The organism is Roseovarius indicus, assembly GCF_008728195.1.
Taxonomy (GTDB): Bacteria; Pseudomonadota; Alphaproteobacteria; order Rhodobacterales; family Rhodobacteraceae; genus Roseovarius; species Roseovarius indicus.
Genome location: NZ_CP031598.1, coordinates 3,420,527 through 3,446,490 on the forward strand (window position 1 = coordinate 3,420,527; position 25,964 = coordinate 3,446,490).

The 25,964-nt window shown below is 66.7% G+C and carries 31 protein-coding genes; 24 read left to right on the plus strand and 7 right to left on the minus strand.

The window, feature by feature from the left end; translation table 11 throughout:
• The first annotated feature begins 17 nt into the window (after positions 1-17).
• From RIdsm_RS16315 to RIdsm_RS16325, 3 genes are read left to right on the plus strand one after another with little or no spacing between them, the layout of a single operon-like run.
• Positions 18-935: a thioredoxin family protein gene (locus RIdsm_RS16315; protein ID WP_057818664.1), complete on the plus strand. Its 918-nt coding sequence runs from the start codon at positions 18-20 to the stop codon at positions 933-935.
• Positions 936-962: 27 nt separating this feature from the next.
• Entirely contained in the window at positions 963-1,610 is a 648-nt protein-coding gene (locus RIdsm_RS16320; RefSeq protein WP_057818666.1) for an LON peptidase substrate-binding domain-containing protein, read from the plus strand.
• Positions 1,607-1,798: a Trm112 family protein gene (locus RIdsm_RS16325; RefSeq protein ID WP_057818668.1), complete on the plus strand. Its 192-nt coding sequence runs from the start codon at positions 1,607-1,609 to the stop codon at positions 1,796-1,798. The genes RIdsm_RS16320 and RIdsm_RS16325 overlap by 4 nt, the downstream gene beginning before the upstream one ends.
• Positions 1,799-1,948: 150 nt before the next feature.
• On the opposite strand, the gene RIdsm_RS16330 is transcribed toward RIdsm_RS16325, so the two are convergent.
• Positions 1,949-2,185, minus strand: a complete 237-nt coding sequence (locus RIdsm_RS16330) for a DUF2842 domain-containing protein (protein WP_057818670.1) — start codon at positions 2,183-2,185, stop codon at positions 1,949-1,951.
• Positions 2,186-2,211: 26 nt separating this feature from the next.
• Entirely contained in the window at positions 2,212-3,504 is a 1,293-nt protein-coding gene (locus RIdsm_RS16335; protein ID WP_057818671.1) for an adenylosuccinate synthase, read from the minus strand.
• 189 nt (positions 3,505-3,693) lie between these two features.
• On the opposite strand from RIdsm_RS16335, the gene RIdsm_RS16340 reads away from it, so the two are divergent.
• The 5 genes from RIdsm_RS16340 to RIdsm_RS16360 all read left to right on the plus strand — a co-directional run bounded on the left by RIdsm_RS16340 (position 3,694) and on the right by RIdsm_RS16360 (position 7,006).
• Positions 3,694-4,092 (plus strand): DUF6524 family protein, encoded by a 399-nt coding sequence (locus RIdsm_RS16340; protein ID WP_057818673.1) that lies wholly within the window; start codon positions 3,694-3,696, stop codon positions 4,090-4,092.
• Entirely contained in the window at positions 4,089-4,475 is a 387-nt protein-coding gene (locus RIdsm_RS16345; protein ID WP_057818675.1) for a hypothetical protein, read from the plus strand. Before RIdsm_RS16340 ends, RIdsm_RS16345 begins: the two co-directional genes overlap by 4 nt.
• Before the next feature lie 12 nt (positions 4,476-4,487).
• Entirely contained in the window at positions 4,488-4,697 is a 210-nt protein-coding gene (locus RIdsm_RS16350; protein WP_057818677.1) for a hypothetical protein, read from the plus strand.
• A gap of 140 nt (positions 4,698-4,837) precedes the next feature.
• Entirely contained in the window at positions 4,838-5,203 is a 366-nt protein-coding gene (secG, locus tag RIdsm_RS16355; protein WP_057818679.1) for a preprotein translocase subunit SecG, read from the plus strand.
• Between the two features lie 159 nt (positions 5,204-5,362).
• Entirely contained in the window at positions 5,363-7,006 is a 1,644-nt protein-coding gene (locus RIdsm_RS16360; protein ID WP_057818681.1) for a CTP synthase, read from the plus strand.
• Between the two features lie 3 nt (positions 7,007-7,009).
• Here RIdsm_RS16360 and RIdsm_RS16365 read toward each other — a convergent pair whose 3' ends face one another.
• Entirely contained in the window at positions 7,010-7,576 is a 567-nt protein-coding gene (locus tag RIdsm_RS16365; RefSeq protein WP_057818683.1) for a hypothetical protein, read from the minus strand.
• Between the two features lie 328 nt (positions 7,577-7,904).
• Here RIdsm_RS16365 and RIdsm_RS16370 point away from each other — a divergent pair, with 328 nt between their 5' ends.
• The 7 genes from RIdsm_RS16370 to RIdsm_RS16400 all read left to right on the plus strand — a co-directional run bounded on the left by RIdsm_RS16370 (position 7,905) and on the right by RIdsm_RS16400 (position 13,009).
• Entirely contained in the window at positions 7,905-8,357 is a 453-nt protein-coding gene (locus RIdsm_RS16370; protein ID WP_143100313.1) for a tellurite resistance TerB family protein, read from the plus strand.
• 38 nt (positions 8,358-8,395) lie between these two features.
• Positions 8,396-8,833 (plus strand): tellurite resistance TerB family protein, encoded by a 438-nt coding sequence (locus tag RIdsm_RS16375; RefSeq protein ID WP_057818773.1) that lies wholly within the window; start codon positions 8,396-8,398, stop codon positions 8,831-8,833.
• A gap of 17 nt (positions 8,834-8,850) precedes the next feature.
• Entirely contained in the window at positions 8,851-9,570 is a 720-nt protein-coding gene (locus tag RIdsm_RS16380; RefSeq protein ID WP_057818685.1) for a phosphate/phosphite/phosphonate ABC transporter substrate-binding protein, read from the plus strand.
• A gap of 152 nt (positions 9,571-9,722) precedes the next feature.
• Positions 9,723-10,499, plus strand: coding sequence for an ABC transporter ATP-binding protein (locus tag RIdsm_RS16385; RefSeq protein WP_057818776.1), 777 nt, complete (start codon positions 9,723-9,725; stop codon positions 10,497-10,499).
• Between the two features lie 26 nt (positions 10,500-10,525).
• Positions 10,526-11,242, plus strand: coding sequence for a transporter substrate-binding domain-containing protein (locus RIdsm_RS16390; protein ID WP_057818687.1), 717 nt, complete (start codon positions 10,526-10,528; stop codon positions 11,240-11,242).
• Positions 11,243-11,321: 79 nt separating this feature from the next.
• Positions 11,322-12,206, plus strand: a complete 885-nt coding sequence (locus RIdsm_RS16395; protein WP_057818689.1) for an ABC transporter permease — start codon at positions 11,322-11,324, stop codon at positions 12,204-12,206.
• Entirely contained in the window at positions 12,203-13,009 is an 807-nt protein-coding gene (locus tag RIdsm_RS16400; RefSeq protein ID WP_057818690.1) for an ABC transporter permease, read from the plus strand. Before RIdsm_RS16395 ends, RIdsm_RS16400 begins: the two co-directional genes overlap by 4 nt.
• Positions 13,010-13,115: 106 nt before the next feature.
• On the opposite strand, the gene RIdsm_RS16405 is transcribed toward RIdsm_RS16400, so the two are convergent.
• The 3 genes from RIdsm_RS16405 to RIdsm_RS16415 form a co-directional block, all read right to left on the minus strand.
• Positions 13,116-13,889 carry a DUF4336 domain-containing protein gene (locus RIdsm_RS16405; protein ID WP_057818692.1) on the minus strand — a complete coding sequence of 258 codons (774 nt, stop codon included), beginning with the start codon at positions 13,887-13,889 and terminating at the stop codon, positions 13,116-13,118.
• Between the two features lie 257 nt (positions 13,890-14,146).
• Positions 14,147-14,695 (minus strand): peptidylprolyl isomerase, encoded by a 549-nt coding sequence (locus RIdsm_RS16410; protein WP_057818694.1) that lies wholly within the window; start codon positions 14,693-14,695, stop codon positions 14,147-14,149.
• On the minus strand, positions 14,688-15,194 hold the full coding sequence (locus tag RIdsm_RS16415) for a peptidylprolyl isomerase (protein ID WP_057818695.1): 507 nt from the start codon (positions 15,192-15,194) through the stop codon (positions 14,688-14,690). The genes RIdsm_RS16410 and RIdsm_RS16415 overlap by 8 nt, the downstream gene beginning before the upstream one ends.
• A gap of 203 nt (positions 15,195-15,397) precedes the next feature.
• On the opposite strand from RIdsm_RS16415, the gene RIdsm_RS16420 reads away from it, so the two are divergent.
• Positions 15,398-16,582, plus strand: a complete 1,185-nt coding sequence (locus tag RIdsm_RS16420; RefSeq protein WP_057818778.1) for a phosphoglycerate kinase — start codon at positions 15,398-15,400, stop codon at positions 16,580-16,582.
• Positions 16,583-16,630: 48 nt separating this feature from the next.
• Here RIdsm_RS16420 and RIdsm_RS16425 read toward each other — a convergent pair whose 3' ends face one another.
• Complete coding sequence (locus RIdsm_RS16425) at positions 16,631-18,187, minus strand: winged helix-turn-helix domain-containing tetratricopeptide repeat protein (protein ID WP_057818780.1); 1,557 nt, start codon at positions 18,185-18,187, stop codon at positions 16,631-16,633.
• A gap of 138 nt (positions 18,188-18,325) precedes the next feature.
• Here RIdsm_RS16425 and RIdsm_RS16430 point away from each other — a divergent pair, with 138 nt between their 5' ends.
• The 8 genes from RIdsm_RS16430 (at position 18,326) to RIdsm_RS16465 (ending at position 25,905) form a co-directional block, all read left to right on the plus strand.
• Positions 18,326-18,541, plus strand: a complete 216-nt coding sequence (locus tag RIdsm_RS16430; RefSeq protein WP_057818696.1) for a tautomerase family protein — start codon at positions 18,326-18,328, stop codon at positions 18,539-18,541.
• Between the two features lie 45 nt (positions 18,542-18,586).
• Positions 18,587-19,117 (plus strand): hypothetical protein, encoded by a 531-nt coding sequence (locus RIdsm_RS16435; RefSeq protein WP_057818699.1) that lies wholly within the window; start codon positions 18,587-18,589, stop codon positions 19,115-19,117.
• A 162-nt stretch (positions 19,118-19,279) separates the two neighbouring features.
• A complete protein-coding gene (locus tag RIdsm_RS16440) occupies positions 19,280-19,882 on the plus strand; it encodes a LysE family translocator (protein ID WP_057818701.1) in 603 nt (200 codons plus the stop codon).
• A 157-nt stretch (positions 19,883-20,039) separates the two neighbouring features.
• A complete protein-coding gene (locus tag RIdsm_RS16445; protein WP_057818703.1) occupies positions 20,040-20,933 on the plus strand; it encodes a fructose bisphosphate aldolase in 894 nt (297 codons plus the stop codon).
• A gap of 201 nt (positions 20,934-21,134) precedes the next feature.
• On the plus strand, positions 21,135-22,451 hold the full coding sequence (locus RIdsm_RS16450) for a glutamine synthetase family protein (protein ID WP_057818705.1): 1,317 nt from the start codon (positions 21,135-21,137) through the stop codon (positions 22,449-22,451).
• A gap of 63 nt (positions 22,452-22,514) precedes the next feature.
• The gene (locus RIdsm_RS16455) at positions 22,515-23,192 is read left to right on the plus strand and encodes a type 1 glutamine amidotransferase (protein WP_057818707.1); all 678 of its coding nucleotides are present in this window, start codon (positions 22,515-22,517) and stop codon (positions 23,190-23,192) included.
• 2 nt (positions 23,193-23,194) lie between these two features.
• A complete protein-coding gene (locus RIdsm_RS16460) occupies positions 23,195-24,553 on the plus strand; it encodes a glutamine synthetase family protein (protein ID WP_057818709.1) in 1,359 nt (452 codons plus the stop codon).
• A 47-nt stretch (positions 24,554-24,600) separates the two neighbouring features.
• The gene (locus tag RIdsm_RS16465; protein ID WP_057818711.1) at positions 24,601-25,905 is read left to right on the plus strand and encodes an NAD(P)/FAD-dependent oxidoreductase; all 1,305 of its coding nucleotides are present in this window, start codon (positions 24,601-24,603) and stop codon (positions 25,903-25,905) included.
• The last annotated feature ends 59 nt before the right edge of the window (positions 25,906-25,964 follow it).

Sequence of the window (25,964 nt, forward strand, 5' to 3'; positions counted from 1 at the left end):
ATCCGAAGGAGACGACAATGCTGGAACTGGGCCAAAACCAGACCTCCCCCGCCGCCGGCGACCTGATCAAGGATGTCTCCGAGGCCGACTTCATGGCCGAGGTGATCGAAGCCAGCCAGACCGTACCCGTCATCGTCGATTTCTGGGCGCCGTGGTGCGGCCCCTGCAAGACGCTCGGGCCCGCGCTCGAGGCCGCCGTGACCAAGGCCAAGGGCGCCGTGAAGATGGCCAAGGTCAACGTCGACGAGAACCAGATGATCGCCGGCCAGCTGCGCGTGCAGTCGATCCCGACGGTCTACGCATTCTGGCAAGGCCAGCCGATCGACGGCTTCCAGGGCGCAGTGGCCCCCTCCGAGATCGAGGCCTTCGTCGACCGTGTCGTGGGCCAGTCCGGCGGTGACGCCAGCGGCGGCCTCGACGACGCGCTGACGGCAGCCGAGGAAATGCTCGACCAGGGCGCCGCCACCGACGCGGCCCAGACCTTCGCCGCCATCCTGCAGGAAGACGACAAGAGCGCCCGCGCCTATGCCGGCCTCGTCCGCGCCCATATCGCGCTGGACGATCTCGAACAGGCCGAGGCCATCCTCAACGGTGCGCCTGCCGAGATTTCCAAGGCGCCTGAGCTGGAAGCCGCGCACGCCGCGCTCGACCTCGCCAAGCAGGCGGCGGGCGCCGGCCCCGTGGGCGAACTCACGGCGGCGGTCGAGGCCAACCCCGACGACCACCAGGCCCGCTTCGACCTCGCCCAGGCCCTGCATGCCAACGGCCGCACGCAGGAAGCGGTCGACCAGCTGCTCGAGCTCTTCCAGCGCGACCGCGAATGGAACGATGAGGCCGCCAAGCACCAGCTCTTCACCATTTTCGAGGCGCTCAAGCCGAACGACCCCATCGTCCTGAACGGCCGCAGAAAATTAAGCTCGATGATATTTGCCTGAGCGGGGGAACAGCCTAGGTTGAGTCACATGTTCAACCAGGCCGATCTCCCCGACGTGATCCCGGTCTTTCCACTGACCGGGGCACTCCTTCTCCCGCGCTCGAGGCTGCCGTTGCATCTTTTCGAGCCGCGCTATCTGGCCATGCTGGATGACGCCCTGAAAACCCCCGGCCGGCTGATCGGCATGGTCCAGCCCAGCATGGCGCCGGGCCGGAAGGATCCCGACGGGCTGCAGACCATCGGCTGCGTCGGCCGGGTGACCCAGATGTCGGAAACCGAAGACGGGCGCTACATGATCACGCTCACCGGCATTTCCCGCTTCCGCGTCCTCGAAGAGGTCGAGGGCTTCACCCCCTACCGCCGCGCCCGCATCTCGTGGGACGGGTTCGACCGCGACCTCGGCCCCGCCGACAGCGACGCGGGCTTCGACCGCGCCTCCTTCATGAGCCTGCTGGGCCGCTATTTCGAATCGCGCGAGCTGCAGACCGACTGGGACACCCTGAAAGAGGCCGATGACGAGCTGCTCATCAACTCGCTCTCGATGCTCCTGGGGTTCGAGCCGGAAGACAAGCAGGCCCTGCTCGAAGCGCCCTCGCTGACCACCCGCCGCGAGACGCTGGTCACACTCCTCGAATACGCCCTGCGCGGCGGCGACGACAAGGAAATCCTGCAATGACCGAAACGCCCGAAATCCCGGCCACCGACCGCCGCATGCTCGAGGCCCTGATCTGCCCGCAGACCCACACCACCCTCAAGTACGACGCCCAGGCACAAGAGCTCGTCAGCAAGGCCGCGGGCCTCGCCTTCCCCATCCGCGGCGGCATTCCGGTGATGCTCATCGACGAGGCGCGCAAGCTCGACTGACGGCACCCGGCCGCGATTTCGGAAGCCTCCGGCGGGGATATTTGGACCAAGAAGAAGCCCGGAACTCGCCCCTGCTTCTTCTTGGGGCAAGTATCCCGGGGGTGAGGCCGCAGGCCGAGGGGGCAGCGCCCCCTTCCAACGCCTTCGGGCTCACGGCTCCTTGTCGGGGTCTTCCTTGCCCACGCCGATGAAGACCGATTTCATCGGCAGCATCCACAGGAACCCCAGCCCCACGAAGACCAGAAGCTCCACCAGCACCGGCAACCCGTCATACCGCGCACGCAGCCAGTCGGTGAAATTCACCGCCACCACGATGTACAGCGGCAGCCCCACGAGCAGGACGATCAATGACCAGCGGCGGCGCGCCTTGTAGCTCAGCTTGGGCATGTCACCTCGTTCCGTCGGCTTGGCGTTCAGTCGGCGAAGGGGTCGGTCACGAGGATCGTGTCCTCCCGCTCCGGCGAGGTGGAGAGTAGCGCGACCGGACAGTCGATCAACTCCTCCACCCGGCGGACATACTTGATCGCGTTGGCCGGCAGGTCGGCCCAGCTGCGCGCGCCCTCGGTCGACTCGCTCCAGCCCGGCATCTCCTCGTAGACCGGCGTGCAGCGCGCCTGCGCATCCGCCGCGGTCGGCAGGTAATCCATCCGCGCACCGTCCAGCTCGTAGCCCACGCAGATCTTCAGCGTCTCGAACCCGTCCAGCACGTCGAGCTTCGTGAGCGCGATGCCCTTCACCCCGCTCGTCGCACAGGTCTGCCGCACGAGACAGGCGTCAAACCACCCGCAGCGCCGCTTGCGGCCCGTCACGGTGCCGAACTCCCGGCCCCGCTCGCCCAGCCGCTGGCCGTCCTCGTCATCGAGCTCGGTCGGAAACGGCCCCTCGCCCACGCGGGTCGTATAGGCTTTCACGATCCCCAGCACGTAGTCGATCGAGCCCGGCCCGATCCCGGTGCCGGTGGCCGCCTGCCCCGCGATCACGTTCGACGAGGTCACGAACGGGTAGGTGCCGAAATCGATGTCCAGAAGCGCGCCCTGCGCCCCCTCGAACAGAATCCGCCGGCCCGCCTTGCGCTTGTCGTTCATCACCTTCCACACCGGGCCCGCATATTGCAGGATCTCCGGCGCGATCTCCTTCAGCTGCGCGATCAGCGCATCCCGATCGATCTCGCCCAGGCCAAGCCCCCGGCGCAGCGCGTTGTGGTGCACCAGCGCCCGATCGACCCGCAACTCCAGCGTCGCGTCGTCGCCAAGGTCGGCCACCCGGATCACCCGGCGCCCCACCTTGTCCTCGTAGGCCGGCCCGATGCCGCGGCCCGTGGTGCCGATCTTCGCCACCGAGTTCTGCGACTCGCGCGCCCGGTCCAGCTCGCCATGGAACGGCAGGATCAGCGGCGTGTTCTCGGCGATCATCAGCGTCTCGGGCGTGATCTCCACCCCCTGCCCGCGGATCGTCTCGATCTCCTGCACCAGGTGCCAGGGGTCGAGCACGACCCCGTTGCCGATCACCGACAGCTTGCCGCCCCGCACAACGCCCGAGGGCAGCGCGTTCAGCTTGTAGACCTTGCCCTCGATCACCAGCGTGTGGCCGGCATTGTGCCCGCCCTGGAACCGCGCGATCACGTCGGCCCGCTCGCTCAGCCAGTCGACGATCTTGCCCTTGCCTTCGTCGCCCCACTGGGCGCCCACGACAACCACGTTGGCCATGTCAGTCCTTTCGGCGTTTGCAAATCCCGCGCCCGTATAGCCCCGCCCGCGCGCCGTTGAAACCGCAAATTCGCCGCATCCCTCCCGAGCGACAGGCGGCTGGACAGCCGCCCCGCACGTCTGGGGGCTGGACAGCCGCGCGCGGTTGCGCGATGGAAGGGAAACACCGGTTGGTACGAGGGGGCAGACATGACAGGGTTTATTTGGCGTCTCGTTGCGGCGTTCGTCCTGCTGGTCGCCACGTTCAACCCGACCGACTGGAACTATGTCACCTGGGTCCGGGGCAATTTCTACGACCAGATGCCGCTGGCGGTGCTGCTGGGCCTGCTGCTATTCGTGGGCTACATCATCTACCTGCGCGCCACCCTGCGCTCCATCGGGGCCTTCGGCATGTTCATGGTCATCGCCGTCGTCGCGGCGGTGGTCTGGGTCCTCTACGATTACGGCCTGCTGACGCTCCGCGACACCTCGCAAATCGTCTGGCTGGCGCTCATCGCGCTCGCCTTCGTCCTCGGCATCGGCCTCAGCTGGAGCCACGTCCGCCGCAGGCTCAGCGGCCAGGCGGATATGGACGACGTGGACGAATGACCCGCCGCATTCGAAAGCACCACCTCCCCCCGTTCACGATGAAATCCTTCGACGCGTTCTGTTGCCAATTCAGCCCGGATGCCGAGGCCTACTTCCACGACGGCGATGACAGCTTCTTTCACCTCGACAGGCCATCCCAGGTCAGGGATGTCGCTGAAAGGTCATTCGCGAATTCTCACCTTCTTCACCCCAAGCAAACCGTCATGGACGCCCTGCGCGATCTGAAAACCTACGCCGCCAATGGCGACTTCGTGACACCCCGCATCGTGGCCGAAGGCCATGACTTGATCCGTGAAGGGCACGAGGAAGAAGACGTGCGCATGATCATCCGCGTGCTGGAAGACTATCTTGCAGAATACGAAGCCGAGCGGCAGAACCGCTGAGGAGGTCAGCCTATGCCGAACCCCGACCACGACTTCCAGAAATTCTACTACACCAAGGTCGGCCTCGGCGAAGGCTGCGGCTGTGCCGAGCGGGTGATCGACCTGCACGAGGCCGACCGCAAATCCGCCACGCCCCACACCCGCGCCCTCCGACACCGCCTGCCGCTCTCCACCCGCCTGCACCACGCGCTCGCCGCCCTCGGCCTCACCCGCCGGCGCTGAAACCCGCGAGACAGCCCGCAAGGGCTGGCGAGCCGCGCCGCCCGCACGACACATCGGACCCACAGCACCTGAAAACCCGGGTTGCAGCCCCGTCCCGAAACGCATAGATAGCGCCTGTTCCGAACCGCAAGGCAGTCCGCATGGAAAACGTCATCCTCCTCATCCATTTGCTTCTGACGCTCACGCTGATCGTCGTGGTGCTTCTGCAGCGCTCCGAAGGGGGGGGCCTCGGCATGGGTGGCGGCGGCGGCAACGCCACGGCGGGTCGGTCGGCGGCCACCGCGCTCGGCAAACTGACATGGATTCTCGGCATCGGCCTTTTCGCCACCTCGATCGCCCTCACGATCATCGCGGCACAGACCTCCTCGGGCTCCTCGGTCCTCGACCGGATCACCGACCGTCCGGCCGCGCAGGAAGAAAGCGCGCCCGACATGCCGGCCACCAGCGACGACCTCCTGCCGCCGTCGCAGGGCGACGACGCCCCGCTCACACCGACCGCAGACTGACCACAACCGATTGAGACAGGTCTGAACACCGCAACAGCATCTTGCGGTCAGCTTGCGCCTTTGGCGTGAATGCTTTATTACTTGAGTCCCGTGGTGCTGCGGCCGAATCGGCCGTGCGGGCCCGTTTGAACACGAGCAGAATCACGGGGGTTTCGGCGCATGGCGCGGTATGTCTTCATCACAGGCGGCGTTGTTTCTTCACTGGGCAAGGGGCTGGCCTCGGCCGCCCTCGGCGCGCTCCTGCAGGCCCGCGGCTTTTCCGTCCGCCTGCGCAAGCTCGACCCCTACCTGAACGTCGATCCCGGCACCATGTCGCCCTTCGAACACGGCGAGGTGTTCGTCACCGATGACGGCGCCGAAACCGATCTCGACCTGGGCCATTACGAACGCTTCACCGGCGTCCCCGCCCGGATGACCGATTCCGTCTCTTCCGGCCGCATCTATTCCGACGTGCTCGAAAAGGAACGCCGCGGCGACTATCTCGGCAAGACCATCCAGGTCGTCCCCCACGTCACCAACCAGATCAAGGAGTTCATCCAGATCGGCGATGACGAGGTCGATTTCATGCTCTGCGAGATCGGCGGCACCGTGGGCGACATCGAGGGCCTCCCCTTCTTCGAGGCCATCCGCCAGTTCAGCCACGACCGGCCCCGCGGCCAGTGCATCTTCATGCACCTCACCCTCCTGCCCTACCTCGCCGCCTCCGGCGAGCTGAAGACCAAGCCGACCCAGCACTCCGTCAAGGAGCTGCAATCCATCGGCATCGCCCCCGACATCCTCGTCTGCCGCTCCGAACAGCCGATCCCGGAAAAGGAACGCGAGAAGATCGCCCTTTTCTGCAACGTCCGCACCGAGGCGGTGATCGCGGCCTACGACCTCAACTCCATCTACGAGGCGCCGCTCGCCTATCACCGCGAAGGGCTCGACCAGGCGGTGCTCGACGCCTTCGCCATCTCCCCCGCGCCGAAACCGGAAATGGCCAAGTGGCAGGATGTCGAAGACCGCATCCACCACACCGACGGCGAGGTGAAAGTCGCCATCGTCGGCAAGTACACCCAGCTCGAAGACGCCTACAAGTCGATCAAGGAGGCGCTCACCCATGGCGGCATGGCCAACCGGGTGAAGGTCAACGTCGAATGGGTCGACGCCGAGATCTTCGACACCGAAGACCCGGCCGTCTATCTCGAGGGCTTCCATGCCATCCTCGTCCCCGGCGGCTTCGGCGAACGCGGCACCGAGGGCAAGATCAAGGCGGCCCAGTTCGCCCGCGAACGCAAGATCCCCTATCTCGGCATCTGCCTCGGCATGCAGATGGCGGTGATCGAGGCGGCCCGCAACCTCGCCGGTCTCACCGATGCCGGCTCCGAGGAATTCGACCACGAGGCCGGCAAGAAACGCTTCACCCCGGTCGTCTACCACCTCAAGGAATGGGTGCAGGGCAACGAGAAGGTCAAGCGCAAGGTCTCCGACGACAAGGGCGGCACCATGCGCCTCGGCGCCTATGACGCGGTCCTCAAGGAAGGCTCGCGCGTGGCCAAGGTCTACGGCACCACCACCATCGACGAACGCCACCGCCACCGCTACGAGGTCGACATCAAGTACCGCGAGCAACTGGAAGCCTGCGGCCTCCGGTTCTCGGGCATGTCCCCCGACGGGCGCCTGCCAGAAATCGTCGAATGGTCCGACCACCCGTGGTTCATCGGCGTGCAGTTCCACCCCGAGCTCAAGTCGAAACCCTTCGCCCCCCACCCGCTCTTCGCCGATTTCGTGAAAGCCGCGGTGGAGACGTCGCGGCTGGTCTGACGTCTACCCCCGCCGCGGCAGCATCCGCTGCAGCCGCGCCCCAAGGCCCGGCCCGATCAGCTCCGCGATGAACCCCTGCACCGCGCCCGGCCCCTGCAACGGCCGGATCGCGTCGATATCGGCCGGCTCCTCGGCCAGCGGCGGCTGCCGCTTGCCGATCAGCGCCGCCTCGATGATCCCCTCGTCCAGGATCCACCGCCCCCGGCGCCCCTCGGCCCGGTCGGCCCGCTGGTAATCCAGCCATGCATCCAGCTTTGCCCGCGCCGGCAGCTTCTGCCCCGCCCGCACCCGGTAGAAGCCGCTGTTCATCCGCAAGCAGATATTGTCCAGCACCCTTGCCGCGCCGCGAAACTCCTGCGGGACATCCTTTTTCGACAGGTAGTTGAATCGCCCCGGATCGCCGTTAAAGAACACCACCAGCGCGCTCGACAGGTCCATCCCCTTCTGCGCCATCATCCAGCCCAGCACCGCCTCGGGGTTCTTCGACCAGTCATAGGTCCGCGCCATGCGCCGCAATTCCTCGGCGGTGGCGGCGCGGACCCGTTTCAGCTGTTCATCCTTGTTACTCATTGACCACGAACACTTGTCAAAAGGCGGCATCGGCAGCTCCGTCTTCGCGCGTTGCACCGCGCATCTTCATTTGCCCACCTCTCTGGCCCGACAAAGCGCAAATAGTTGGGAGCAATTGTGGCCCTCCTGCGACCTTTGAACCACGCCCGCGCCCCGACCGTCATTCGCCCGATTGTCATTCCGCCCCGGCACGATAAGAGTGCGGCAAAACACCCCGGTCACCGCGGGAGGGACAAGGCCACCACGCCGACGCGACGACGCGCCCCCAACGGGCGCCCAGCGCCGGCCCGCGCCCCCCCGCCGCGCCCCGGCACGGATGGAGCCCGTCATGGAAGCCAAAGCCCTGCTAAGTCGTTTGATTCACGCGTTTTCCGCGCCCAAACCCGACCCCCTCCCCGAGCCCGACGAGAAGCTCGCGCTGGGGGCCCTCATGGTGCGCGTGGCCATGTCCGACCACGATTACCGGGTCGATGAAATCAGCCGCATCGACCGCCTTCTCTCCCGCCTCTACGGCCTCAACCCGGTCGAGGCCGCCAAGATGCGCGCCACCTCCGAGAAGCTCGAGAAGCAGGCCCCGGAAACGGACCGTTTCGCACACATCATCCGGGAAACAGTCAGTTTCGAAGCCCGCGTCGACGCGCTCGAGGTGCTGTGGGAAATCGTGCTCGCCGACGGCGACATCGACGAGGCCGAACTCGAGGTCATCGAGGGCGCCCGCGAGGCGCTCGGCCTCTCCGAATCCGACAGCGCCCGCGCCCGCGAAACCGCCTTCCTCAGTTAGTGATTGGCGCCGGCCCCGCCCGCGCCTATATCTCCCCCATGTTTGCAGATTTCCTATCCAAGCTCATCCAGCCCGAGCCCGAGCAGCTCGACGATGCCGACGCCCGGCTGGCCCTCACCGCCCTCCTCGTCCGCATCGCCCGCTCCGACGGGTTCTACGACGCCAAGGAGGTCGACCACATCGAGCGAATCGCCGCCCGGCGCTACCAGCTCGACACCGCCGGCGCGAAAGACCTTCGCGCCGACGCCGAACAGCTCGAATCCGAAGCCCCCGACACCGTCCGCTTCACCCGCGCCATCAAGGACGCCGTGCCCTACGAACAGCGCACCGGCGTGATCGAGGCGCTGTGGGAAGTGGCGCTCGCCGACGGCGAACGCGACGCCGACGAGGATGCGCTCATCCGCATGGCCTCCAACTTCCTCGGCATCAGCGACCGCGACAGCGCCCTCGCCCGCCAGAAAGTCGAAAAGGGGTGAGCCTCGCCAGCCTGCCGATGTACGACCGGCCGGAAACCGCGGCCGCGAACGATCGGTACTGGCAGGCGATCCGCACCCGCCTCGGCCACGGCCCCGACACCCTCACCCGCACCGGCGAGTTGTGGGAGCACTGGCTCGCCCCCGACCTCGTGCTCTCGCAAACCTGCGGCTACCCCTACCGCGCCCGCCTGCACGGGCAGGTCACCCTCGTCGGCACACCCGATTACGGCCTCGACGGGTGCCCGCCCGGCCATTACCGCTCGGTTTTCGTGGCCCGCGCCGACGACCCGCGCACCGACCTGCGCGCCTTCGCCGACGCCCCCTTCGCCTATAACGAACCCCTCTCCCAAAGCGGCTGGGCCGCCCCCCAGAACCACGCCCTCGCGCAAGGCTTCTCCTTCACCAATCCGCATCAAACCGGCGGCCACCGCCTCTCCGCCCGCGCCGTCGCCGAAGGCCAGGCCGACCTCGCCGCCCTCGACGCCCTCACCTGGTCTCTCATCCAGCGCCACGACCCCTTCGCCGCCGACCTCCGCGAAATCGACCGTACCATCCCCACCCCCGTCCTGCCCTACATCACCGCCGCCACACGCGACCCGGCCCCCCTCTTCGACGCCATCGCCGCCGCCATCGCCGACCTCTCCCCCGAAGACCGCACCACCCTCTCCCTCAAGGGCCTCGTCCGCCTCCCGCCCGAGGCCTACCTCGCCATCCCCAACCCACCGCCGCCCGCGTAACGGAACCGCCCAAGCAACCGCCATATCGGCGTGACGAGGCGTCAATTCGCCCGTCCCGGCGGATAATGTTCCGTTTTGGACGTTGCATTGGCCCGGATTTTCCGCCCTACTGCACCGCAGCCAGACCGTTGAAACCTTGAGGGATGCTGCCCTTGGCCGACGCCACGCCCGTTATCGAGATACGCAACCTGCACAAGGCCTATGGCGCGCTTGAAGTCATCAAGGGCGTCGACATCACCGCCCACAAGGGTGACGTCGTCTCGCTGATCGGCTCCTCCGGCTCCGGCAAGTCCACCATCCTGCGCTGCGCCAACCTTCTCGAAGACAGCCAGCAGGGCGACATCATCTTCAAGGGCGAGCCCGTCACCTGGCGCGGCAGCGGCCTCGGCCGCCACCCCGCCGATGCCAAGCAGGTGCTGCGCATCCGCACCAACCTTTCCATGGTCTTCCAGCAGTTCAACCTCTGGGCCCACCTGACCATCCTGCAAAACGTGATGGAGGCGCCGGTCACCGTCCTTGGCCGCGACCGCGCCGAGGCCGAGAAATCCGCCCGCGGCTATCTCGACAAAGTCGGCATCGGCGACAAGTGCGATGTCTACCCCGCCCAGCTTTCCGGCGGCCAGCAACAACGCGCCGCCATCGCCCGCGCCTTGTGCATGGAGCCCGAGGCGCTTCTCTTCGACGAACCCACCTCCGCCCTCGACCCCGAGCTCGAACAGGAGGTCGTCCGCGTCATCAAGGACCTCGCCGGCGAAGGCCGCACCATGATGATCGTCACCCACGACATGAAAATGGCCCGCGACGTGTCCGATCACGTCATCTTCCTCCATCAGGGCCTGATCGAGGAAGAAGGCGCGCCCGACACCCTCTTCGGACAACCGAAATCAGAGCGGCTGAGGCAGTTTCTCAGCTCGACCATGGCCGACTGACCAACCACCAAGCAAGGGAGAAACCAATGAAAACATTCATCCTATCCGTCGCCGCGCTGGCCACCTCGGCCAGCCTGGCCATGGCCCAGGACGTGGTGCGCCTCGGCACCGAGGGCGCCTACCCTCCGTGGAACTTCATCAATGACAGCGGCGAAGTCGACGGCTTCGAGCGCGAGCTCGGCGACGAGCTCTGCACCCGCGCCGAGCTGACCTGCGAATGGGTCACCAACGATTGGGATTCGATCATCCCCAACCTCGTCTCGGGCAACTACGATGTCATCATCGCCGGCATGTCCATCACCGACGAGCGTGACGAGGTGATCGACTTCACCCAGAACTACACCCCGCCGGACCCTTCCGCCTATCTCGCGATGGATGAAGGCCTCGACCTCGAAGGCGCCGTGATCGCCGCCCAGACCGGCACGATCCAGGCCGCCTTCATCGCCGACAAGGGCTGGACGCTCGTCGAATTCGCCACGCCCGAGGAAACCATCGCCGCCGTCCGCAACGGCGAGGCCGACGCGGTGCTGGCCGACAAATCCTACCTCGCGCCCATCGCGGCCGAGGAAGACGCCCTGATGCTCCTCTCGCAGGAAGAGGAAATCGGCGGCGGCGTCGGCCTCGGCGTCCGCGAAAGCGACACCGAGCTGAAAGAGACGCTCGACGCGGCCATCCAGTCGATGAAGGACGACGGCTCGCTCAACGAGATGATCACCAAATGGGAGGTCGCCACGACCTTCTGATCGATCGCGGGGGCGGGCCTGACCGGGCCCGCCCCTTCTGCCAACGGGCGCCAAGACCCGTGGATGGGGGACACCGGCCATTTTCGCCTTCTGCACAGATCCCGAGACGCTCGGCAATTTCCAGTGGCTTGCCTGCTACATGACCACCGGCAAGCACATGTCGCTCTACGTCTCCGTCTTCGTGGTGCTGGCCCTGCTGGGCATCACCGCCCCGGTCGCGCTGGCCTTCGGCTTTGGCGGCGCCGTCGCCGCCCGCTCGCGCATCGCGCCCCTAAGCTGGTTCGGCAAGGCCTATATCGCCATCGTGCGCGGCGTGCCGGATATCGCCTTCTTCCTCTTCTTCGTCATCGCCCTCGACCAGTTCTTCGAATGGATCCGCCACGAGGTGAAATGCCCCGGCTGGGATCAGCCCATTCGGCAAGGCAACGATTTCATCGTCTGCGCGCAGGCCAAGCTGCCGCTCTCGACCTCCCCGCAATGGGTGCATGAAACCTACGGCTTCTTCCTCGCCGTGCTGACCTTCGCCATCGTCTTCGGCGCCTTCTCGGCCAACGTTCTCTTCGGCGCCATGCGCGCCGTGCCACGGGCGCAACTGGAAACGGCCGAGGCCTACGGCATGTCCCGCCGCCAGACCTTCTGGCGCATCCTCGTGCCGCAAATGTGGGTCTACGCCCTGCCGGGGCTCTCGAACCTCTGGATGGTGCTCATCAAGGCCACCCCGCTCCTCTTCCTCCTCGGCGTCGAGGATATCGTCTACTGGGCCCGCGAACTCGGCGGCACGGCCAACCCCCGCTTTACCGACTACCCGCATGGCGACTGGCGGATGTGGTACTTCCTTGCGCTGCTGGTCTTCTACCTCGGCTTCACCCGCGTCTCGGAAATCTTCCTCGAGAAGCTGATGGTCAAACTCTCCCACGGCCAGGCCACCACCGCCGGCGAAGCCCAGCGGAAGGCGGGCGCATGAGCTGCTGGCAAACCATCCAGGACTACGCCCTCCGCTCCGTCGGCATCGGCGAACGCCTCCTCCCGCGCGAGGGCTACACGCTCTGCGAACATTTCACCCTGATCGGCTCGGGCCTGATCTGGAACGTCTATTTCGGCACCCTGGCGCTGCTGGCGGGCTTCTTCCTCGCCACCGCCGTGGCGGTCGGCAAATCCTCCCGAAATCGGCTGATCCGCAAATCCTCGGAATGGTTCATCTTCGTCTTCCGCGGCTCGCCCCTCTTCATCCAGTTCTTCTTCGCCTATTTCCTCTTCCTGTCGCTGAAGGGGGTCCACCCGTGGTTCGACCCCTTCACCTCGGCCTGGCTCGGCGCGCTGATCGTGCTCTTCCTCAACACCGCCGCCTACTCGGGGGAAATCTTCTACGGCGCGCTGCGCGCCATCCCCAAGGGCGACATCGAGGCCGCCGACGCCTACGGCTTCACCGGCCTCGCCCGCTTCCGGCGCATCGTCTGGCCCACCATGCTGCGCCTCGCCTGGCCCGCCTACACGAACGAGGCCATCTTCCTCTTCCACGCCACCACGCTGGTGTTCTTCTCGGCCTTCCCGGCCTGGGGCCAGCGCGGCGACGCACTCTACTACGCCAAGTTCTTCGCCGACAAGACCTTCAACCCCTTCGTGCCCTACCCGATCCTCGCGGGCTACTTCATCCTGCTGACCCTGGTGATCATCGGGCTCTTCGGCCTCATCAACCGCCGCCTCAACCGCCACCTGCCGCAAGAGGCGCGCCGCGGCCTGAAACTGCGGGTGAACCTGATCCGGTAGATTGGGGGCCAGCCCCCAAACCCCCGGGATATTTCCAGCCAGAAGAAACCCAGAACACCCAAGCTTCTTCTGGCGAAAAATATCCCCGCCGGAGGCATGAAATCTCTTAAACGCCCCGGCCCTTCTCGAACTCTTCGTAGGCCACTTCCCACCGCCGCGCCCGCAGCACCTTGCGGAAGGCATACTCCAGTGCCGCCACCCCGTCATGCGGCACCCAGCGCCCATGCGCCAGGATCACCCGCCGCGGCCGCCACCTGATCATCACCTCGACATCGTCGGCCAGCGCCGCCTTGTCCTCGCGCTTCAGCGCCCACCGATAGCTGGGGCGCATATGCGCAGCCGTATGGTCGGTGCCCGACAACCAGAAAACCGGCCGCAGATGCACCGGCATATGCTGCGTCTCGATCGCCTCGATAAGGTCGGTCAGGATCAGGCTGCGCGACGCGCGGTGAAAGAAACAGGCCTCCGTCAGCTTTGGCCCCGCCCGCACGGAAATCTGGTCGATCTGCCCTTCCCAGTCGGGTTCCGCACCACTGGCCTGCAGCGAGCGCGCGCGGCCCACCCCGGCCTCGGGCGGCGCCCAGCACGCCGCCTCCGGATAGGCCTCCGCCCAGTCCCCCAGATGCGCCACATGCGCATGGTTCGGCGCCACCAGGTGCTTGACCGGCCCCAGCGCATCCACCTCGGCCCGCAGCCGCCTGGTCAACGGCGTCGGCGAATGCACCCAAAGCCCGCCCCCCTCCAGCCGCACCACCGTGGCCCTTGTCGGATACGGAATGCGCCCATGCGCATGCGCCGGCCCGTCGATCAGCCACAGCCCCTCGGCCACGGGTTTCAGCGTATCGAGCGGCTCGTATCCGGTCGGGCGGTATGGGTCCATGTCTCAGGCGTCCGGGAATGACACGCGCGGGCACCGCCGGCGCGGGGAATGGGCCTTCAGGGCGCATCCGGGATGGGTTTTGACGGGGAAGAAACCCTGCCTCCGGCCAGTCTCGGCCAGGGCGGCAAAAGCGCAAAGCGGGCGGGCGATCATCGTCGCGAACGGGGCGCGCATCGGGTCTTTCAGGTCTCCTCGCGGGCGACCCTATGGCGAAGCCGGGCCGCCCGCAAGGGCAGTTCTTCAGGGGCGCGAAACGCCTAGTCGGTGACCGTGACGCTGGTCATCACGTCCGGCTCGCCGATCACGGCACCGTTCCGGCCCTTGCCGCGCTTGATGGCGTCGACCACCTCCATGCCGTCGGTCACCCGGCCCACCACGGTATATTGCCCGTTCAGATGGGTCGCCGGGGCGAACATGATGAAGAACTGGCTGTTGCCGCTGTCGGGGTCCTGGCTGCGGGCCATGCCGACCACGCCACGCTCGAAGGGCTCGTCGCTGAACTCGGCCTCGAGATCGGGCAGCTCGCTGCCGCCCATCCCGGCCCGGCTCATGTCGCCGCCTTCGAGCTTGCCGAACTCCACGTCGCCGGTCTGCGCCATGAAGCCCTCGATCACCCGGTGAAAGACGACGCCGTCATAGGCGCCCTCTTCGGCCAGCGTGGTGATCCGCTCCACATGCCCCGGCGCCACGTCTTCCAGCAGGTCGATCGTGATCGTGCCGTTGGCCTCCCCGGCCACCTCGATCTCAAGCCCCGTCGCCAGCGCGGGCGAGGCCAGCAGGCTGAACGCAATCGCAAGCTTATGCATCGGCGGCCACCTTCATGCTGATCATCCGGTCGGGGTTCTGGGGCGGCTCGCCCCGGGTGATGGCGTCCACATGCTCCATGCCCGAAATCACCCGGCCATAGACCGTGTATTGACCGTTCAGGAAATGGTTGTCCTTGAAGTTGATGAAGAACTGGCTGTTGGCGCTGTCCGGGTTCTGGCTCCGCGCCGCGCCGATCGTGCCGCGGTCATGCGGGATGCGGCTGAACTCGGCCTTCAGGTTGGGCTTGTCGCTGCCGCCGGTCCCGGCCAGGCGCAGGTTGAAATCCTGCTCCATGTTGCCGTTCTTCACGTCGCCCGTCTGGGCCATGAAGCCGTCGATCACCCGGTGAAAGGCCACGTTGTCATAGGCGCCGGCGCGGGCCAGCTCCTTCATCCGCTCGCAATGGCCGGGGGCGATGTCGGGCAGAAGCTCGATCGTCACCGTGCCGTCCTTCAGCTCGATCAGAATGGTGTTTTCCGGGTCGTTGATTTCGGCCATCGGGCCCTCCTGTCAATCTACGTCCGCAGAGTCCTAAGACCTATCCCCGCGATGGACAAGACGCGACACTCCCCGCCCTGCGCGGCCTCCCGCCCGACCGCCTGCAAATGTTGGCGCTACCGACCCTCGGCGGAGGTTGACGCCCCTGCCCCGAGCCGCCAATAGGGGCCACGGAATTACCCCAAGCGAAAGAGATGCGGGCCATGAGATGGAAATCCCTCGACGATCTGGACCTCGACGGCAAGACGGTGCTGACCCGGGTCGATATCAACGTCCCCGTCGAGAACGGCCGCGTCACCGACGCCACCCGCATCGAGCGCATCGTCCCCACCGTGCAGGCCATCCTCGACAAGGGCGGCAAGCCGATGCTGATCGCCCATTTCGGCCGGCCCAAGGGCAAGGTGGTCGAAGAGATGTCCCTCCGCCAGCTCGTCCCCGCGCTGGAAGAGGCGCTCGGCCATTCCGTCCAGTTCATCGAAACCCTCGACGGCGCCGAGAACCTCACCCAGGAAGCCCGCGAGGCCGAGGTGCTTCTGCTGGAAAACATCCGCTTCCACCCGGGCGAGGAAGCCAATGACGAAGACTTCGCCAAGCGCATCGCCGCGCTCGGCGACGTCTACTGCAACGATGCCTTCTCCGCCGCCCACCGCGCCCATGCCTCGACCGAGGCTTTGGCCCGTCTCCTGCCCTCCTGCGCCGGCCGGCTGATGCAGTCGGAACTCGAGGCGCTGGAAACCGCCCTCGGCAACCCCTACCGGCCTTTGATGGCCGTCGTCGGCGGCGCCAAGGTCTCGACCAAGATCGACCTGCTCTCGAACCTGATCGAGAAGGTCGACATCCTCGTCATCGGCGGCGCCATGGCCAACACCTTCCTCGCGGCGGAAGGCCTCGACGTGGGCCGCTCGCTCTGCGAGCACGACATGGCCGACACCGCCCGCGCCATCGCCGAAAAGGCCGCCAAGACCGGCTGCGAGGTGATCCTGCCCCGCGACGTGGTCGTCGCCAAGGAACTGCGCGAAGGCGCCGAATTCGAGATCGTCCGCACCGAGGACTGCCCCGAAGACGCCATGATGCTCGACGCCGGCCCCGACAGCGTCTTCCACATCACGCAAGCGATGGACCGCGCCGCCACCCTGATCTGGAACGGCCCCCTCGGGGCCTTCGAGACCCCGCCCTTCGACGGCGCCACCAACGCGGCCGCCGCCCACGCGGCCGGTCTCTGCCATGCCGGCAAGCTCATCGCCGTCGCGGGCGGCGGCGACACTGTCGCGGCCCTCAACCAGGCCAACGCGGCGGATTACTTCAGCTACATCTCCACCGCCGGCGGCGCCTTCCTCGAATGGATGGAAGGCAAGACCCTGCCCGGCGTCGCGGCGCTGGGGGGCTGACCTCCCGCGCCCCGGACCTGATCCGGGGCTGCTCCCGCCACCGGGCCTTCACCCCTCCGGAATACCAGTCCGCTTCAGCGCATCCGAGATCGACCGCCGGAGCGCCGGGTCCGAGAACGGAAAGGCCTTGAAGAACCGGTCGACCGACGCCCCGGGCCGGCGCGAACTGGCGTGTCGGGCCCAGTAGGCGGCGCTCTTGTGATCGCCGTGTATCTCGTGCGCGACCGCCGCGATCAGGCCGATCAGGTAATGCGCCCCCGGCGTCCGCGCCGCATGCTCCCCCCATCTGGCGGCCTTCTCCGTGTCGCCGTCGATCAGGTGGGCAAAGGCGCGCGTCGCCTGCATGGCGTAAAGGAACGGATCGAGCGGGCTCAGCTCGATCGCCGTACCCACATGCCTCAGCGCATCGCCGCTGCGCCCGGCCATCACGTCGGTCCAGCCGCGGGCGTAATGCCCGTGCGAGAAGTTCGGGCTGATCTCGACCGCCCGGTCGAGCCAGCCCAGCCCCGCCTGCGGCTCCCCTTCCAGCCAGTGCGCCCGCGCCAGCGTGAAATTCCCCAGCGGATCATACGGGTCCAGCTCCACGCTACGCTCTGCAAACCGCCGCGCATCCCGGATATCCGCCTCCGGGTCGGGCGTGTAATTGAGAAACGCGTTCTGAAAGCTGGTGAACGACCGCGCCGCATGCGCCCGCGCGAAGCCGGGCTCCAGCTTGACGGCCCGGTCGAAGAGCCCCACCGCCGCCGCATTGTCCGCCTTGTTGAACCGGTACATGTGCTGCAAGCCGAGGTGATACAGCGCCCAGCAATCCAGGCTCTGCGGCGCCCGCAGCCGCGCGGCCTCGGCCTCGTGATGCGGGATATGGATTTCCAGCGCCGTCACCACGTGGGCCACAATCGTGCCGCGCATCTCGTGGACGTCGTCCATCGTCCCGCTGAACCGGTCACTCCAGACAATCGCCTGGCTCCGCGTGTCGTTCAGCTCCACCGTGATCGCCAGTTGCCGGTCGAAAACCTCGACCGCCCCTGACAAACAGTAATGCGCCCCCAGCTTCCCGCGGATCGACGCCAGATCGGCCGCATCCTCCCGGAACCGGAAGCACGAGCCGCGCGCAAAGATCTTCAGCCAGCGCAGCCGCGACAGCGACGCGATCAGCTCGGCCGGAATGGCATCGGCGATGGCGGCATAATCCTCCGACCCGCCGAACAGCCGGAACGGCAGCACCGCGATCGACGGCCGGCCATCCTCGGCCGGAACCGTCACCGGCGCGGGCTCCACCGCAACCTCCGCCGCCACGACCACTTCGACCGGCGCCACGAAGCGGAACCCCCGCCCCCGCAGCGTCCGCACCGAATTCTGCTCGGCGCCGGTGTCATTCACCGCCCGCCGCACCGCCTTCACCGCCGTCGAAATGGCAGCGTCCGAAATGAACCGCCCGTCCCACACGGCCTCCACCAGCTCATCCTTCGACACCACCCGGTCGCGATGCGCCACGAGGAAACTCAGCACGGCAAAGGCCCTCGGCTCGAGGTCAACCTCTTCGCCGTCCCGGCGCAAAAGGCTGCGCCCGGTGTCGAGTTCAAGATCGTGGAACCGGTATTTCATGCACCCAGCGTACCAAACCCCCATGAAATCACCAAGATATCCTCAGCCTGCCGACAAGCTTGTCCGGTGTTTTAGGGCCAGTCTCCTCCTTGCGTGCCGAATGGTTCGGCGCCCTCTGCAATCAAAAGGAGAAAGACCATGCCGCTCGTCGATATTCACGTCATCGAAGGCGTTTTCACGCCGCAACAGAAACAGGACATGATCGAGAAGGTCACCGACACGATGGTCTCCATCGAAGGCGAGGCCATGCGCCAGGTCACCTGGGTCCGCATCCATGACGTGGCCTCGGGCCAGTGGGCCATCGGAGGCAAAGCCCTGACCACCGCCGATGTCCACGCGCTGGCAGCCGAATAGCGGCTCCGCACGTCCCGCCAGACACACCAATATGGGAGAGATGATATGCACCCGATTACCACAGCCACCGCCGCCGCCCTCGTCGCAGGCCTCGCCGGCGCGGCCTTCGCAGCCGATACCGACGCGCTGCTCGCCGATGCCAAAAGCGCGGCCCCGGACGAGATTGCCAATAACGCCACCGTGATGGACTGGGACGGCAACACCCTGCAACAGGGCTCGAACGGCTTCACCTGCTTCCCAACCCCGCCCACGTTGAACGGCACGGCACCGATGTGCCTCGACGCGGAATGGGCCTCCTGGGCCGATGCCTGGATGAACAAGAAGCCCTTCACCGCATCGACCATCGGCATTTCCTACATGCTCGCCGGCGATGGCGGCGCCAGCAACATCGATCCCTATGCCGAGGAAGAGACCCCCGGCAATGACTGGATCGTCGAAGGCCCGCACCTGATGATCATCGTGCCCGACGCGGCTTCGCTCGAAGGCATGTCGACCGATCCCCACAATGGCGGACCTTACGTGATGTGGAAGGGCACCGACTACGCGCACATCATGGTGCCGACCACCGGCAAGTAACCATACCACCACCAAGCCGGTTCGGCATCAGGGTCGGGGCCCCTCTCCACAAGAGGCCCCGGCTCACCCGGGGCGGGGCACTCCCGATCACCCGTCCCGGGAACTCTGCCCCCCCCCACAATTCCGGATGCATCCCCCGTCGCGCCGCCCTACACTCCCGCCATGTTCGACGAACTCGCCTCCTTCCTGATCGCCGCCTTCGCCCTCACCGGCAGCCCCGGCCCCAACACGCTCAGCGTCGCCGCCGTCGGCGCCTCCTTCGGGCGGCTCAAGGGCCTCAACTACATGCTCGGCCTCTCCGCCGGCGTCGGCCTCGTCATCGTCATCGTCGGCACCGGCATCTCCGGCGCGATCCTCGCCATCCCCGGCCTTGCCCCCCTCATCACCGCCGCCGCCGTCCTCTACTTCCTCTACCTCGCCTGGCGCATCGCCACCGCCCCGCCGCTCTCGGGCCTGCCCGACGAAACCCGCGCCCGCGCGCCCCGCTGGTACGCGGGCGTCCTGCTCTCGCTGTCGAACCCCAAGGCCTATGCCGCGATGGGCGCGCTCTTTTCCGGCTACACGCTCCTCCCCGGCGCCCCGGTGCAGGACGGGCTCACCAAGGCCGCGATCGTCATGGTCGTGATCCTCATCGTCAACACCCTGTGGCTCTCGGTCGGCGCCGGCCTCGCCCAGACGCTCCGGAACCCCAAAGCCTCCCGCATGGTGAACATCGCCTTCGCGGTGCTGCTGCTGGCCTCGGTGGCGCTCGTGGCGTTCGGATAACCGCCCTCCGCCCGTCTCCACGCCAATTCTTGCCGCTCTGCAGCATCGCCCACTCCTGTTAGCGCCACCATAATTGCAACGCTTCAAACCCTCGCCTAAGAGGGGCAAGCGCGGCGAAACCGCCGCAAATCACCAATTTCAAGGGCGGAGCATTTCCATGTCGAAAGAAGATCAAGCAGCCAGAATGCGCACGGGCGACGGGTTCGTCGCGGCCCTCGACCAGTCGGGCGGCTCCACCCCCAAGGCCCTGCGCCTCTACGGGATCGAGGAAGACCGCTATTCCGGCGAAGAGCAGATGTTCGACCTCATCCACCAGATGCGCACCCGCATCATCAAGTCGCCCGCCTTCACCGGCGACCGCGTGCTCGCCGCGATCCTCTTCGAACAGACGATGGACCGCGACATCGACGGCAAGCCCACCTCCGCCTACCTCTGGGAAGAGCGCGGCGTCGTCCCCTTCCTCAAGGTCGACAAGGGCCTCGATGACGAAACCGACGGCGTGCGCCTGATGAAACCGATGCCGGGCCTCAAGGACCTGCTCGTGCGCGCCAACGCCGCCGGTATCTTCGGCACCAAGATGCGCTCGGTCATCGACGCGGCCTCGCCCTCGGGCATCGCCTCCGTCGTCGACCAGCAATTCGCCATCGCCTCCGAGATCCTCGATGCGGGCCTCGTCCCGATCATCGAGCCCGAGGTCACCATCTCGATCTCCGACAAGGCCGAGGCCGAGTCGATTCTGCGCGACGAGATTGCCAAGCATCTCGACACCCTTCCCGCCGACCGTGACGTGATGCTCAAGCTCACCCTCCCCGAGACCGCGAACCACTACAAACCGCTCATCGACCATGACCGCGTGATGCGCGTCGTGGCCCTCTCGGGCGGCTATTCGCGGGACGAGGCCAACGACCGCCTCTCGCAGAACACCGGCATGATCGCCAGCTTCTCCCGCGCGCTGACCGAAGGCCTCTCCGACCAGCAGTCGGACGAAGACTTCGACGCGCAGCTCAAGAAGTCGATCGACAGCATCTACAAGGCCTCCGTCGCGGGCTGATGCTTGCCTGGCCCGGTCTCCTGACCCTCCACAGGAAACCGGGCCACCGCTCCCGCACCGACGCGATACCGACAGAATACCGACGTGATACCGACGTGGCGAAACGCCGGTTTCGCGACCCGGAATTTTTTGATCAAATTACCTTGGCAGCGCCCCGCCCTTGCGCTTAGATTGGCCCGACACCACGAACGGAGCCGGCCAATGGAGCTAGCAGAGTATCAGACGATTCGCGTCGCCGCCTGCGACCTCAACGGTCAGATGCGCGGCAAACGTGTGCCCGGCGGCTATGCGCGAAAGCTGGATGACGGCGCGGTGCGGATGCCCCTCTCGGCCCTGAACCTCGATATCTTCGGCGCCGATATCGACGACTCACCGCTGGTTTTCGAGACCGGCGACGCCGACGGCATGCTCCGCCCCACCGGCCGCGGGCCCGTGCCCCTGCCCTGGCTCGACACGCCCCAGCCGCTGGTTCCGATGTCCATGTACCACGACGACGGCCGCCCCTTCGACGGCGACCCGCGACATGCGCTCACCGACGTCCTCGACCGCTTCGCCCAACGCGGCTGGCAGGTCATGGCCGCCACCGAGCTTGAATTCACCCTGGTCGACGACAGCGGCAAATCGCTGCGCCCGGTCCGCAACCCCCAGACCGGCCGCCGTACCGGCGCCCCCGGCATCCTGTCGCTCACCCACATGGACGCGTTCGACGCCTTCCTCTCCGCCCTCTACGACGGATGCGCCGCCATGGGCATCCCGGCCCAGACCACCACCAGCGAAAGCGGGCTGGGCCAGTTCGAGGTCACCCTCAACCACCAAGACGCGCTCCGCGCCGCCGACGACACCTGGCTCTTCAAGGCCCTGATCCGCGGCCTCGCCCGCCGCCACGGCATGGCCGCCACCTTCATGGCCAAACCCTTCGATGACGACGCCGGCAACGGCATGCACATGCACTTCTCGGTGCTCGATGCCGAGGGCAAGAACGTCTTCGACAATGGCGGCCCCGAGGGCTCCGCCACCCTGCTCTCGGCCGTCGCGGGCTGCCTTCAGGCCATGCCCGCCAGCACGCTCATCTTCGCGCCCCACGCCAACAGCTACACCCGCCTCGTGCCCGGCGCCCATGCCCCCACCTCCGTCTGCTGGGCCTATGAAAATCGCACGGCGGCCCTGCGCATCCCCGGCGGCGCACCCGCGGCCCGCCGCATCGAACACCGCGTCGCGGGCGGCGACATCAACCCCTACCTCATGTTCGCCGCCGTCCTCGGCGCCGCCATCACCGGCATCGACGACGGCCTCACGCCCCCGGCCCCCATCAAGGGCAACGCCTACGACCAGGACCTCCCCCAGCTCGCCCCCGACTGGGAGGCCGCCATCGACCTTTTCGAGACCGACCCCTTCATCGCCCGCGCCTTCCCCAAGGGCCTTATCCGCAACCTCTGCATGACCAAGCGACAGGAGGTGCGGCTGATGGCGGATATCCCGGAATCGCAACACTGGAAAACCTATCTCGGAACGGTGTAGTCGGGGCTTGCCCAAGGGTGGCGAGCTGCGCTATCCTTAATTTGATCAAATTACAGGTGAGAGATGAAAATCGGCATCTTGATGACCGGCCACGCCGTTCCCGAACTCCAGGAACGGGCCGGCGACTATGATGCAATGTTCGCGCGACTGCTGGCGGGGCGCGGCTTCGAGTTCGAAACCTACAACGTCGTCGATGAACAATATCCTTCCGCACCGGACGCCTGCGACGGGTGGCTGATCACCGGCTCCAAGCACGGCGCCTACGAAGATCACCCCTGGATCCCCCCGCTGGAGGAGTTCATCCGCGCCGTCTATGCCTCCGGCCGCCCCATGATCGGCGTCTGCTTCGGCCACCAGATCATCGCCCAGGCGCTCGGCGGCAAGGTCATCAAGTACCCCGGCGGCTGGTCCGTCGGCCGCACCGAATACGACCTCGACGGCGAGACCTTCGCGCTCAACGCCTGGCACCAGGACCAGGTCACCGAAGTCCCGCAAGGCGCCGAAGTCATCGGCAAATCCGACTTCTGCGCCCACGCCGCCCTGGTCTATGATGACCGCATCCTGACGATTCAGCCGCACCCCGAATTCGGCCCCGACATCGTTGAGGACCTCATCCGCCTGCGCGGCAAGGGCGTCGTTCCCGACGAGCTGCTCGAGGGGGCCACCGCCCGCCTCGATGCGCCCACCGATGCCGCCCGCTTCGCCGACCGCATGGCGGCGTTCTTCAAGAAGGGAGCCTGAGAATGGCCGACTGGAAAGACAAACTACCCGAGGCGGCCCAGGAGTATCTCGAAGGGCGCCGCCTCGACGAGGTGGAATGCATCATCTCCGACCTGCCCGGCATCGCCCGCGGCAAGGCCGTGCCGGCCTCGAAATTCGCCCGGCAGAAGCACTTCCACCTGCCCGACTCGATCTTCTTCCAGACCATCACCGGCGACTGGGGCGAAGCGGCGGGCGAGGAAGGGTTCATCGAACGCGACATGATCCTCAAACCGGACATGACCACCGCCACCGCCGCCCCCTGGACAGGCGACTGGACCCTTCAGGTCATCCACGACGCCTACGACCGCGAGGACGAGCCGATCCCCTTTTCGCCGCGCAACGTGCTCAAACGCGTGGTCGAACTCTACCGCGCGAAAGGCCTCGAACCGGTCGTGGCCCCCGAGATGGAATTCTTCCTCGTCGCCCGCAACCTCGACCCGGCCAAGGCGATCGAGCCGATGATGGGCCGCTCGGGCCGCCCCGCCGCGGCCCGCCAGGCCTATTCCATGACCGCCGTCGACGAATTTGGCCCCGTCATCGACGACATCTACGACTTCGCCGAGGCACAGGGCTTCGAGATCGACGGCATCACCCAGGAAGGCGGCGCCGGCCAGCTGGAAATCAACCTCCGCCACGGCGACCCGGTCAAGCTCGCCGACGAGGTGTTCTACTTCAAGCGCCTGATCCGCGAGGCCGCCATCCGCCACGACTGCTTCGCCACTTTCATGGCCAAGCCGATCGAGGACGAACCCGGCAGCGCCATGCATATCCACCACTCGATCATGGACACCGAGACCGGCAAGAACGTCTTCGTGGGCCCCCAGGGCGGCGAAACCGACGCCTTCTACCACTTCATCGGGGGCCTGCAGAAACACCTGCCCTCGGCCATCGCGGTGCTGGCGCCTTACGTCAATTCCTACCGCCGCTACGTCAAGGATCACGCCGCCCCCATCAACCTCGCCTGGGCCCGCGACAACCGCACCACCGGCATCCGCGTGCCCCTCTCCCCGCCCGAAGCGCGGCGCATCGAGAACCGCCTCGCCGGGATGGATTGCAACCCCTATCTCGGCATCGCGGCCTCCCTCGCCTGCGGCCTGCTGGGCCTCAACGAGGAACTCCGCCCCGACCCGCAATTCCGCGGCGACGCCTATGCGGGCGAGTCCGACATCCCCGACGTGCTCGGCAACGCGCTCGACGTCTTCGAAGAGGCCGAGGCCCTGCACGGCATCCTCGGGCCTGAATTCGCCCGGGTCTTCTCGATCGTCAAACGCGCCGAATACGAGGAATTCCTGCAAGTCATCAGCCCGTGGGAGCGCGAGCACCTTCTCCTCAACGTCTGATCGCGTGGCAGGCGGCGCGCAGTGAGTATTTTTGGAACAATGAAAGCATGAACCTGCTCTATTCCAACGACCGTCCGGGGGAATACCCGCCAAGCTGGTACGCAGCGACGGTAGGCCCGCTGGAACCCTTCGCGCCGCTCCGGGGCGAGACGCGGGCCGATGTCTGCGTCGTGGGCGCCGGCTTCACCGGGCTGTCGGCGGCGCTGCACCTGGCCGAACAGGGGCTCGACGTGGTCCTGCTCGAGGCGCACCGCGTGGGCTTCGGCGCCTCGGGCCGCAATGGCGGACAGCTCGGCAGCGGCCAGCGGATGGATCAGCATTTCGTCGAGAAACAGGTCGGCCGCGACGATGCGGCGAAACTCTGGGAGCTGGCGGAAGAGGCCAAGGACCTGGTCAAGTCGCTGATTTCCAGGCACAAGATCGACTGCCACCTGAAACCCGGCATCGCCCACATGGCCTTCTCCAACCGCGAGGTCGAGGAAGAGCACGCCTATGCCGACATGCTGGCCGAGCATTACAACTACCCCCATCTCGAAAAGCTCGACCGCGCCGCGGCCCAGGCCCTCTGCCCCTCGCCGAAATACGTGGGCGGCACGCTCGACATGACCGCCGCGCATCTGCACCCGCTGGCCTATGCCCTCGGCCTCGCCAGCGCTGCCCGCGAAGCCGGCGTCCGCATCTTTGAGCGCACCGAGGTGCAGAGCATCACCGAGGGCACGCCCGCCAAGATCGCCACCGACAAGGGCACCGTTACCGCCGATCACGTGGTCCTCGCCTGCAACGGCTACCTCGGCGGCCTCAACGGCAAGGTCGCGGCCCGTGTCATGCCGATCAACAACTTCATCGCCGCCACCGAACCCCTCGGTGACGACGCCGCCCGCGTCCTCACCCGCGACGTGGCCGTGGCCGACACCAAGTTCGTCGTCAACTACTTCCGCCTCAGCCACGACAACCGCCTGCTCTTCGGCGGCGGCGAAAGCTATGGCTACCGCTTCCCCTCCGATATCGCGGCCCTGGTGCGCAAGCCGATGACCGAGATCTTCCCGCATCTCAAGGATATCCGCGTCGACTACGCCTGGGGCGGCACGCTCGCGATCACCATGAAGCGCCTGCCCTACCTCGCCCGCCTCGGCCCCAACATCCTGTCGGCCTCGGGCTATTCCGGCCACGGCGTCGGCACCGCCACCCATGCGGGCAAGCTCATGGCCGACGCCATCGGCGGCGATGCCACGGGCTTCGACACCATGTCGCGCATCCCCACCACGCCCTTCCCCGGCGGCACGGCCTTCCGCTCGCCCCTGCTGGTGCTGGCGATGACGTGGTTTTCCCTCCGCGACCGCCTCGGCGTCTGACGCCATCCCCCTGACAGATCGGCATTTCCGGCACAGCCCCGCCCGCGGCGGGCTGTCGC

Excerpts from the sequence above, each read along its gene's own strand:
- RIdsm_RS16415 (WP_057818695.1), bottom strand. The coding sequence starts at position 15,194 with ATGGCCGAAATCAACGACCCGGAAAACACCATTCTGATCGAGCTGAAG.
- RIdsm_RS16440 (WP_057818701.1), top strand. The coding sequence starts at position 19,280 with ATGTTCGACGAACTCGCCTCCTTCCTGATCGCCGCCTTCGCCCTCACC.
- RIdsm_RS16410 (WP_057818694.1), bottom strand. The coding sequence starts at position 14,695 with ATGCATAAGCTTGCGATTGCGTTCAGCCTGCTGGCCTCGCCCGCGCTG.
- RIdsm_RS16390 (WP_057818687.1), top strand. The coding sequence starts at position 10,526 with ATGAAAACATTCATCCTATCCGTCGCCGCGCTGGCCACCTCGGCCAGC.
- RIdsm_RS16320 (WP_057818666.1), top strand. The coding sequence starts at position 963 with ATGTTCAACCAGGCCGATCTCCCCGACGTGATCCCGGTCTTTCCACTG.
- RIdsm_RS16375 (WP_057818773.1), top strand. The coding sequence starts at position 8,396 with ATGTTTGCAGATTTCCTATCCAAGCTCATCCAGCCCGAGCCCGAGCAG.
- RIdsm_RS16335 (WP_057818671.1), bottom strand. The coding sequence starts at position 3,504 with ATGGCCAACGTGGTTGTCGTGGGCGCCCAGTGGGGCGACGAAGGCAAG.
- RIdsm_RS16455 (WP_057818707.1), top strand. The coding sequence starts at position 22,515 with ATGAAAATCGGCATCTTGATGACCGGCCACGCCGTTCCCGAACTCCAG.
- RIdsm_RS16350 (WP_057818677.1), top strand. The coding sequence starts at position 4,488 with ATGCCGAACCCCGACCACGACTTCCAGAAATTCTACTACACCAAGGTC.
- RIdsm_RS16380 (WP_057818685.1), top strand. The coding sequence starts at position 8,851 with ATGTACGACCGGCCGGAAACCGCGGCCGCGAACGATCGGTACTGGCAG.
- RIdsm_RS16430 (WP_057818696.1), top strand. The coding sequence starts at position 18,326 with ATGCCGCTCGTCGATATTCACGTCATCGAAGGCGTTTTCACGCCGCAA.
- RIdsm_RS16405 (WP_057818692.1), bottom strand. The coding sequence starts at position 13,889 with ATGGACCCATACCGCCCGACCGGATACGAGCCGCTCGATACGCTGAAA.
- RIdsm_RS16420 (WP_057818778.1), top strand. The coding sequence starts at position 15,398 with ATGAGATGGAAATCCCTCGACGATCTGGACCTCGACGGCAAGACGGTG.
- RIdsm_RS16465 (WP_057818711.1), top strand. The coding sequence starts at position 24,601 with ATGAACCTGCTCTATTCCAACGACCGTCCGGGGGAATACCCGCCAAGC.
- RIdsm_RS16365 (WP_057818683.1), bottom strand. The coding sequence starts at position 7,576 with ATGAGTAACAAGGATGAACAGCTGAAACGGGTCCGCGCCGCCACCGCC.
- RIdsm_RS16425 (WP_057818780.1), bottom strand. The coding sequence starts at position 18,187 with ATGAAATACCGGTTCCACGATCTTGAACTCGACACCGGGCGCAGCCTT.
- RIdsm_RS16370 (WP_143100313.1), top strand. The coding sequence starts at position 7,905 with ATGGAAGCCAAAGCCCTGCTAAGTCGTTTGATTCACGCGTTTTCCGCG.
- secG (WP_057818679.1), top strand. The coding sequence starts at position 4,838 with ATGGAAAACGTCATCCTCCTCATCCATTTGCTTCTGACGCTCACGCTG.
- RIdsm_RS16315 (WP_057818664.1), top strand. The coding sequence starts at position 18 with ATGCTGGAACTGGGCCAAAACCAGACCTCCCCCGCCGCCGGCGACCTG.
- RIdsm_RS16360 (WP_057818681.1), top strand. The coding sequence starts at position 5,363 with ATGGCGCGGTATGTCTTCATCACAGGCGGCGTTGTTTCTTCACTGGGC.
- RIdsm_RS16340 (WP_057818673.1), top strand. The coding sequence starts at position 3,694 with ATGACAGGGTTTATTTGGCGTCTCGTTGCGGCGTTCGTCCTGCTGGTC.
- RIdsm_RS16445 (WP_057818703.1), top strand. The coding sequence starts at position 20,040 with ATGTCGAAAGAAGATCAAGCAGCCAGAATGCGCACGGGCGACGGGTTC.
- RIdsm_RS16450 (WP_057818705.1), top strand. The coding sequence starts at position 21,135 with ATGGAGCTAGCAGAGTATCAGACGATTCGCGTCGCCGCCTGCGACCTC.
- RIdsm_RS16460 (WP_057818709.1), top strand. The coding sequence starts at position 23,195 with ATGGCCGACTGGAAAGACAAACTACCCGAGGCGGCCCAGGAGTATCTC.
- RIdsm_RS16330 (WP_057818670.1), bottom strand. The coding sequence starts at position 2,185 with ATGCCCAAGCTGAGCTACAAGGCGCGCCGCCGCTGGTCATTGATCGTC.
- RIdsm_RS16325 (WP_057818668.1), top strand. The coding sequence starts at position 1,607 with ATGACCGAAACGCCCGAAATCCCGGCCACCGACCGCCGCATGCTCGAG.
- RIdsm_RS16400 (WP_057818690.1), top strand. The coding sequence starts at position 12,203 with ATGAGCTGCTGGCAAACCATCCAGGACTACGCCCTCCGCTCCGTCGGC.
- RIdsm_RS16435 (WP_057818699.1), top strand. The coding sequence starts at position 18,587 with ATGCACCCGATTACCACAGCCACCGCCGCCGCCCTCGTCGCAGGCCTC.
- RIdsm_RS16345 (WP_057818675.1), top strand. The coding sequence starts at position 4,089 with ATGACCCGCCGCATTCGAAAGCACCACCTCCCCCCGTTCACGATGAAA.